This window comes from Kitasatospora sp. NPDC004240, from assembly GCF_053603215.1.
Genome location: NZ_JBSGFD010000275.1, coordinates 1 through 8,848, shown reverse-complemented (window position 1 = coordinate 8,848; position 8,848 = coordinate 1). Strand labels below are relative to the sequence as shown.

5 protein-coding genes are annotated in these 8,848 nt (G+C 73.4%); 2 read left to right on the top strand and 3 right to left on the bottom strand.

Annotated features, from left to right (window positions below):
- Positions 1 to 435: 435 nt before the first annotated feature.
- Positions 436 to 2,775: a SulP family inorganic anion transporter gene (locus tag ACWEQL_RS38705; protein ID WP_452155668.1), complete on the bottom strand. Its 2,340-nt coding sequence runs from the start codon at positions 2,773 to 2,775 to the stop codon at positions 436 to 438.
- A 503-nt stretch (positions 2,776 to 3,278) separates the two neighbouring features.
- Complete coding sequence (locus ACWEQL_RS38700) at positions 3,279 to 4,271, bottom strand: ATP-binding protein (protein WP_452155666.1); 993 nt, start codon at positions 4,269 to 4,271, stop codon at positions 3,279 to 3,281.
- A 254-nt stretch (positions 4,272 to 4,525) separates the two neighbouring features.
- On the opposite strand from ACWEQL_RS38700, the gene ACWEQL_RS38695 reads away from it, so the two are divergent.
- On the top strand, positions 4,526 to 5,446 hold the full coding sequence (locus ACWEQL_RS38695; protein ID WP_452155664.1) for an oxidoreductase: 921 nt from the start codon (positions 4,526 to 4,528) through the stop codon (positions 5,444 to 5,446).
- A gap of 467 nt (positions 5,447 to 5,913) precedes the next feature.
- Here ACWEQL_RS38695 and ACWEQL_RS38690 read toward each other — a convergent pair whose 3' ends face one another.
- Positions 5,914 to 6,882 carry an HAD family hydrolase gene (locus tag ACWEQL_RS38690; RefSeq protein ID WP_452155662.1) on the bottom strand — a complete coding sequence of 323 codons (969 nt, stop codon included), beginning with the start codon at positions 6,880 to 6,882 and terminating at the stop codon, positions 5,914 to 5,916.
- Positions 6,883 to 7,591: 709 nt separating this feature from the next.
- On the opposite strand from ACWEQL_RS38690, the gene ssd reads away from it, so the two are divergent.
- Positions 7,592 to 8,716, top strand: coding sequence for a septum site-determining protein Ssd (gene ssd / locus ACWEQL_RS38685; protein WP_452155660.1), 1,125 nt, complete (start codon positions 7,592 to 7,594; stop codon positions 8,714 to 8,716).
- The last annotated feature ends 132 nt before the right edge of the window (positions 8,717 to 8,848 follow it).

Here is an 8,848-nt window from a genome sequence, read left to right as displayed (position 1 = left end):
GTTGGCGGCTGCGGCGAGCTCTGCCGGCGGGGCGAAGCGCCGCTCCTCCTTGAGCAGGTTGGCCAGGCTCTCGTTGCTCAACGCGCACTCCTCATCGAGTCATGATCGGGGGCGATCCCGTGCGTGGGGATTGTCCCGTGTGTCCCAGCACACAGCTCACCAGGCGAAGAGGTCAGTTGACAAGAGGCTCCCAGGAATTGGTGTAGACCTTTGACCGAAGCGTCGGAGCCCACTCCCGCGCAGCCCCCTGGCCTCCTCCGGATCCTTCCACCGGTTCCCCGGCTGTTCGGCGGGCCGATCGCCGGGCGGATTTCCCGGGCCTGTCACCGGCAGGGCCCTTTCACCGTCGTCGCTGTGGCCCCCCGGCCGAGCCCTGACCCGCCGGGTGCGTACCGGCACCAGAAGCGCACCCAGCGGGTCACGGACCGAGATCGCTCAGGCCGCGAGCTCCGGGTCCTCCCCGTCAACGCGGTCGGGCGTGTCGCACTCCGCCCCGACCGGACTGAAGCGCCCGCTCTCCCGGTCCAGGACGTACGCCTGCGCGGTGGCGAAGTCGAAGTACATCCCGACCAGGTGCAGGTTGCCCTCGGCGACCCGGCGTTCCACGGCAGGGTTCGCCATCAGCTGGTCCAGTTGCTGCACCACGTTGGTGATGCAGAGCTGCTCGACCAGGTCGACCACCGGCCGGGTGGTGAACTCGGCGGGGGCGCGTCGCAGCCGGTCCAGTGCGCCGCGTCCGTTGCGCAGCCACCGGGTCAGCGGGGTCGGTGTCCCCGGACGCTCGTGGACGCCGTCCAGCAGGGCCTTCATCGCGCCGCAGCCGGAGTGCCCGCAGATCGTGATCGACCGGACCTCCAGGACCTCGACGGCGTACTGCACCGCGGCGGCCACCGAGTCGTCGGCCGCGCCGGGCTCGAACGGGGCGGGCGCGAGGTTGCCGACGTTGCGGACGGTGAAGAGGTCACCGGGGCCACTGTTGGTGATCATGCTGGTGACCATCCGGGAGTCCGCGCAGGTGAGAAAGAGCTGCGAGGGCGTCTGGCCCTCCCTGGCCAGGCGGGCCAGCTCCGGACGGATCAGCGGCGCGGTGTGCAGCTGGAACCCCCGGACGCCGTCCAGGAGCCGGCCGTGCGGATCCTCCTGCTGGTCGATGCAGTGATGGCCGACCCAGGGCGTCCAGGCCCGGCAGCGGTGCGGGCCCGGCGAGCTGCCCGTGCGGACCGTACCGTCGGGGTCCAGCACCTCCTCGTTCTGGCGCCGGGTCACCATCGACACCTGGCCGCCGGCCGCCTGGTGGGCCGTGCGCCAGCTGTGCAGCGTCTCGTACGCGGCGTGGTCCAGGAAGGCGCCGTCGTGGATGACCGTCACCCGGGCGGAGGCGGGGATCCCGACGAGCGCGCGGCTCAGCCGGGGGACGGCGGCGAAAGTCAGCGGACCGTGCGTACGGATGGTGAACGAGCCGTCGGGGTCGTTGAGCACGTCCACGTGGGCGCGGGTGAGGCGGTAGAGCGCGAGCAGGACGGCCGTTCCGGCACCCAGCGCCACTCCGGGCAGGGCGCCGAGCAGGACCACGCCGAGCACGGTGAACAGGTAGACCGGGAACTCGCGGTGCCGGTGCACCTTACGGATGTGCGCGAAGCTGACCATCTGCAGGCCGACGACCAGGACCAGGGCGGCCAGTGCCGCCAGCGGGATCCGGCGGAGGCCGCCGGTGAGTGCCAACGCGGCCACCAGGACCCAGCCGCCGTGCAGGACGGAGGACCACCGGCTCTGCGCGCCGGCGCGGACGTTGGCGGTGCTGCGGACGGCGCCGCCGGCGATCGGCAGGCCGCCGAGCAGGCCGCTGACCATGTTGGCCGCGCCCTGTCCGCGCAGCTCGCGGTCGAGGTCGCCGCTGCGGTGGGACATCCGGTCGATCGCGACGGCGGAGAGCAGCGACTCGACGCTCGCCACGGCGGTGACGGTCAGCACAGCGGCCAGGATCGTGAGGGCGGAGCCGTGCGGCAGAGCGGGGAGGAGGGCGTGGGGCTGCCAGTCGGGCAGTTCGATGCGGGCGAGGCGCAGCCCCAGCAGGACGGAGAGCGCGGTGGCCGCGCCCACCGCGACCAGCGGCCCCGGTACGCGGGCCAGCCGGGCTCCGAACTCGCCCGCCCGGCCCGGGAGTCGGTCCAGGCGCGGCCAGCCGAGCAGAATGGCCGCGGTGAGCGCGCCGACGGTCAGCGCGGGCGGGTGCGGGCCCGCCAACTGACCCGGGAGGGCGAGCAGGTTGTCGACCGCCGAGCTCTGCGGGGAGCCGCCCAGGACGACTCGCAGCTGGGCGATGGCGATGGTGAGACCGACGCCGGCCAGCATGCCGTGCACGATGGCGGGCGAGACCGCGAGGGCGGTGCGGGCCACCCGGCGTACGCCGAGGACGAGTTGGAGCAGGCCGGCGGCGAGGGTGATGGCACAGGTGGCCTGCCAGCCGTACTGGGCGATCAGCCCTGCGGTGATCACCGTGAGCGCGGCCGAGGGACCGCTGACCTGGAGGGGCGTTCCGCCGAGGAGTCCGACCACGATGCCGCCGACGGCCGCTGCGGTGAGGCCGGCGGTGAGCGGGGCGCCGGTGGCCAGGGCGATGCCGAGCGAGAACGGCACCGCGATCAGGAACACCACCAGCGAGGCCGAGAGGTCCTGCAGCCGGTGGGAGCGCGGGCGAGGCCGTGAGCGGCCGCCCGGCGGGGCGTGGTCATTGGTGTCGGAGGCGATGGGGGCGGTGGAGATGTCGGGCGTCATGGGGTGTCCCGTCTGTCCGGGGGAAGCGAACTGGACCGGCTCCGGCTGTGAACGAGTCGGGCGCGACCGAGAGCGGTGTCGGCCGTCGCACGGCTGTCGCTACCGAGGGGTGTCCGGCTGTGGGGCTCGGGGCCCGGACGGGCTCGGTGGGGCCGGAGCTGCCGTCGCGGGTTGCGACGGTGTGGCGGGATGGCGTGGGCGCGGTGGGGAGTGCGGGGTGTCACCGGGCCGGGCCCGTGAGCCATGGGGTCGTACGGCGTATCAAGACTCGGTAAACCGAGAGTAATGAAAGCTTTGCACAGCGTCATCCGTGGCGACAGGGCTGGAGGGTCGCATTCACCCCATTGGGTGGTATCCGAACGGGCGGGAATTTGCTGGTCAGGGGCCGCGGAGCGGGGGATGTGAGGCGGGCAGGCGGGCAGGCGGGCCGGGAACGCGGAACGGGCCGCCCCTCCCGGTCGAGGGGGAGGTGCGGCCCGTTCGGTCGTCGTGTGCGCCCGCCGTCAGGCGTGCGCGCCCGCCGCGGCCGGCCGGTGGTCGCCGAGGACGAACTCCCCGTCGACCTGGGTGGCCAGGTCGATGCCGACCTTGGCGTTCGCCCAGCTCTCGGCATTGCGCACGTGGAACAGGACGGCCTGCTCGGTGTAGCGGCGGGGGTCCCGGCGGTCGTGGGCGGCGTCCACCTCGGCCCGGAGCAGCTCCAGCACCGTACGGTTGCCCGGTTCGAGCGTGCGCAGCTCGGGCTCGGCACCCTGCTCCAGACGGCGCACCCAGTCGGAGTGGCCGAAGGTGGTCAGCAGGTCGTCGCCGACCTCTCGGCGCAGGAAGTCCAGGTCGGCCGGGCCCTGCACCTTGTTGCCGACCACCCGCAGCTCGACGCCGAAGTCGCGGGCGTAGTCCTTGTACTGGCGGTAGACGGAGACGCCCTTGCGGGTGGGCTCGGCCACCAGGAAGGTGAGGTCGAAGCGGGTGAAGAGGCCGGAGGCGAAGGAGTCGGAGCCCGCCGTCATGTCGGTGACCACGTACTCGTCCCGACCGTCGACCAGGTGGTTGAGCAGCAGCTCGACCGCGCCGACCTTGGAGTGGTAGCAGGCCACGCCGAGGTCCTCCTCGGTGAAGGTGCCGGTGGCGAGCAGCCGCACCGAGCCCTCGTCCAGCGCGATCGGGCGGGCGCAGGCGGCGTAGACCGGGTTCTCCTCGACGATGCGCAGCAGCCGCGAACCGCGACCGGGCGGAGTGGTCTTGATCATCTCGTCGGCCGAGCCGATCAGCGGGTTGCTGCCGCGCAGGTACTCCTTGATCTGCGGCAGGTGGTGACCGAGTGACGGCAGGTCGGCGGCCTGGGCGTCGGTCAGGCCGAGGGCGGGGCCGAGGTGTTGGTTGATGTCGGCGTCGACGGCGATGACCGGGCGGCCGGCGGCGGCCAGGTGGCGGATGAACAGTGAGGACAGCGTGGTCTTGCCGCTGCCGCCCTTGCCGACGAAGGCGATCTTCATCTGGGACTCCGGCTCTCACTCTGGGGCGCCTGCGGCCCCGGCCGGGATCCGGGCCGGCTCCGGCCGGCCGCCCGCTCAGGGCTCTCGCGCGCGATCTCTGCGATCTCCAGAATTGGAAATCGTTATCGTCTCCGATTGTGGCCATGCTAGCCCGGGTTTGCGACCCCCCGGGGGAGGGAAGTGACGATTGCCTCGAACGGGTGATGCGGGGTTGCCGTTCCCCGAGGGGCGCCCGGGTCATTACCCTCGGGTAGGTGAGCACTGGAACAGATCCCCTCGCCCCGCTGGCCCAGCTCCCCGGGGTGCCCGACGCGGTCGCCGAGGTGCGCAAGGCCGTGGACCGGCTCTACGGCCACCGGGTGATGCGCCGCCGCGCGGCCGAGGTCACCTCCGAGTCCGCCCTCCGCGGAGCCCGCGCCTCGGCGGCGCTGGCCGGGGCGAACTGGCCGCTGGAGGAGGTCCGCCGCCGGACCGACTTCGGCGCGGACACCGAAGCCCGTACCGTCGGCGCGGCCCTACGGATCTCCGCCGAGGCCGGGCAGCTGCTGAGCGTGTGGCGGCACTCGCCGCTCCAGGTGCTCGCGCGGCTGCACCTCCTGGCGGTCGGCGACTCCGAGGCCGCGGCGGGCCGCCCCCGGCGCGCGGGGGAGACGCCCGAGCCGCTGTTCCCGCTGGAGCTCCTGCCGACCGCGGGCGGGGAGCGCGGGGAGCACGACGGGCACGTCGCCGGCGAGGAGGCCGCCGTCGCCCCGGTGGCGCAGCCGGCGCCGGCCCCCGGCGCCGACGAGGTCGCGGCCCGGCTCGACCAGCTCTCGCAGCTGCTGGTCGCGCGGGCGGAGGGCAAGGGCGTGGGCACGCCGGCCCTGGTGGTGGCCTCGGTGGTGCACGGCGAGCTGATGGCCCTGCGGCCGTTCCCCTCGTACAACGGCCTGGTCGCGCGCGCCGCGCAGCGGATCGTGCTGATCGCGGAGGGCCTGGACCCCAAGGCGATCTGCCCGACCGAGGTCGGCCTGGTGGAGCTCGGCACCGCCGCCTACCGGCGGGCGCTCGACGGCTACCTGGCCGGCACTCCGGACGGGATGGCGGCCTGGATCGGCCACTGCGGTCGGGCCCTGGGGCTCGGGGTGCGGGAGAGCACGGCGGTCTGCGAGGCGATGCAGCGCGGCATGGTCTGAGCGGCCGCGCCGATCGCGCGCCGAACGGGCGGTGCCCGGAGGGGCGTTCCGTGGACGGAGGTCCGTTCCGCGGACGTCCTCCGGTGCGCGGGCACGCAGATGCGGCGGCACCTGATCCTGCTCGGTGCCGCCGCTGGCACAGGTACCCGGGTGACCATGCATGCACCGGAAGTGCCCATCAGACGGGGATCCTGCCCGTTCGTCTGGTGCGGCGGCCCGACAGCGGGTCGGCTGCATGTGGGTGCTCGGTTATCTGTACGCGCGGTCCGTGGGGCCTGAACTGCGTTGTCGGTTTGACCTCTTCGGTCCTGACCGGGTCTCGCGGGCCGTGCTTCATTTGTATCGCGTTTCGGGCGAAAGGGGAACCCGAAACGAGAAGTCTTTGGCTTTTGCCCGTTTTGTCCCAAAGGGCTTCCGTGGCCATGCCCGAGCGTGACCGCAGACCGGCGAAGGGCCGCCGTCCGGTCTCAGTCGAGCGGGCGCCGGCGCCTGGCCGCGTACCAGATCACCCCGGCGGTGAGCACGGCCGCGCCGACCGCCACCGCCGTCAGCACCGAACCGCTCGGGGCCGAGAACTCCGGCAGTCGCCGCCGCAGTTCCACCGGCCGGTCGAAGACCAGCACCGGCCACTCCCGGGCCACCGCCTCCTTGCGGAGGGCGCGGTCCGGGTTGACGGCCGACGGGTGGCCCACCGCCTCCAGCAGCGGCAGGTCCGTCGACGAGTCGCTGTAGGCGTAGCACTCCGCCAGGTCGTAGCCCTCGGACCCGGCCAACTCCCGGATCGCCGCCGCCTTGTTCTCCGCGTACGCGTAGTACTCGATCTCGCCGGTGTAGCAGCCGTCCTCGATCTTCAGCCGGGTGGCGATGACGTGGTCCGCCCCGAGCAGGGCGCCGATCGGCTCGACGACCTCGGAGCCCGAGCTGCTGACGATCACCACGTCGCGGCCGGCCGCGTGGTGCTGTTCGATCAGGGAGGCGGCCTCGTCGTAGATGATCGGGTCGATCAGGTTGTGCAGCGTCTCGGCGACGATCTCGCGGACCTGCTGGACGTTCCAGCCCCGGGTGAGCGCGGAGAGGTACTCCCGCATCTTCTCCATCTGGTCGTGGTCCGCGCCGCCCACCAGGAAGACGAACTGCGCGTAGGCGCTGCGCAGTACGGCCCGACGGTTGATCAGGCCGCCCTGGTAGAAGGGGCGGCTGAAGGCCAGCGCGCTCGACTTGGCGATGATCGTCTTGTCCAGGTCGAAGAAGGCCGCCGTCCGCGGTCCGGCGGGCCGCGTCCGGGCCGGGCCGGGGGCGGTGTCGGCCCGCGCCGGCGCCGGGGTCACCGGTGCGGGATTTTCCGTTCCCGGCTGTACGGGGGCCGCTCCCGCGGCGGGCGATCCGGCGCCGGCGGCGGCGTCCGCGTTCTCGTCGGCGTTCTCGGTGGTGTCCACGGGAACCGAGGATAGATGGCGTCGCAAAACAGGCCGCCATTCGGTGTACTCGCGGGCGTGCGGGTTTGTGTTTCTGGCCGCTCGGGTACACCATGGAAGTCACGGATCGTTCGCGACCGTGCTAACCCGGTCCGGCTCCTCCCCCCCGAGTCGGGCTGTGGATAGACGACCCCCGCTCTCCCCCCCGGCGGGGGTCGTCGCACGTCCGGGCCCGTTTTTCAGGCCTTGAAGGCCGTCGTCGGCGGACTCGGTGCCCGGTCGCCGGGTGATCTACAGGGGGTGTCGGCGTGAGGGCCGCCCGCCGACTTTTCTCACTCTCCGTGGTTGACCACTCATGGTCGCGGATGTCCTGATGAGGCGCCCCGGAAGACCTCCCCGAAGCCCGGGAGGTCGCCTCTCGGTGATCTCCCGACTCTTCTCGGTGAGCTCGTTTCGTCAATTCTTTGCTCAATAGCCCCCCTGTCGGGTGAACCTTCTTATCCCCAGCCCCCGGGTTATCCACAGGGAATCGGAACCGTGCTGACGGAATCCGGATCACCCCTCACCTTGGTGCTCGGCAGCGGTCGCCGGATCCCTTCCGTGGCCCCCTCGGGGCGCCCGGGCGACCCCTCCCGGGCGTCCCGTGCGGGGCGGACCGGTGACCGCTGTCCGACACCACCGCGATCCGCACCCGCCCGCCGCGGGCGGGTGCCCAGCAGGGGAGACAGCCATGTCGACTCCGATCACCGATTCCTCCCGCACCCCCGGGCCGACCCCGGTCGGCCCGCTCGTCGTCACCGAGGACGAGCGCCTCATCGAGCAGCTGCTGCGTCTGTGCGCGGCGCTCGGGATCGAGCCGCGGCTGATCCGCGGGTCCCCGCCGCCTCGCGGGGAATGGGAGGCGGCGCCGCTGGTCCTGGTGGGGGACGACCGGACCGCGAGCTGCGCAGGGCTGCCCAGACGCGGCGGGGTGCTGCTCCTCGGGCTCGACCTGGACGACCCCGAGGTGTGGGTCCGCGCGGTCCAACTCGGCGCCGAGCACGTGCTGTTCCTGCCCGACGCGGAGGCCTGGCTGCTGGACCGCATCGCCGACGCCACCGAGGGCGTCGAGGTCCCCGCCCTGACCGTCGCCGTGATCGGCGGTCGGGGCGGGGCCGGGGCGTCCACCCTGGCGTGCGCCCTCGCCGTCACGGCGGCGAGGGCGGGCCGCCGGACGATACTCGTCGACGGCGATCCGCTCGGCGGCGGGATCGACATCCTGCTCGGCGGCGAGGGCGCCCGGGGCCTGCGCTGGCCGGACCTCACCGGTGCCCGTGGCCGGGTCAACGGCGCCGAACTGGCCAAGGCCCTTCCGGTGCTGAGGCGGCTGGCCTCGCTGTCCTGCCTCTCCTGGGACCGCGGTGACGCGCTCGCGGTGCCGCCCGAGGCCATGCGCAGCGTGCTGGCGGCCGCCCGCCGACGCGGGGGCGTGGTCGTGGTCGACCTGCCCCGCCACCTCGATCCGGCGGCCGGCCAAGCGCTGGAGCAGGCCGACACGGCCCTGCTGGTGGTGCCCTCCGAGCTGCGCGCGGTGGCCGCCGCCGACCGGGTCTCGGCCGCCGTACGGATGCGGCTCGGTGACGTGCGGGCGGTGGTCAGGACGCGGCGCGAGGCCGGGCCCGCCGCCGCCGAGATCGCCCGGGGACTGCGACTGCAGCTCGCCGGGGAGCTGCCCCCGGAGCCAGGCCTGGCGGCGGACATCGAGCGGGGCGTGCCGCCGGGCATCCGGTCCAGGGGGCCGCTGGCCCGCTTCTGCTCGACCTTCCTGAACGAAGTGCTGCCGCCGGTGCCGGCGGTCGGAGGAGGTGTGTACTGATGATGCGTCTGGTACAGCTGCGCAGGTCCGGTACGGCGGGCGTGGGGGCGGACGCGCGGCCGCCCCCCGGCGCGGGCGGGGGGGGCGCCCGGCGCGCGGCGCGCGAGGGGGGCGGCCGCGGGGGGGCCCCGG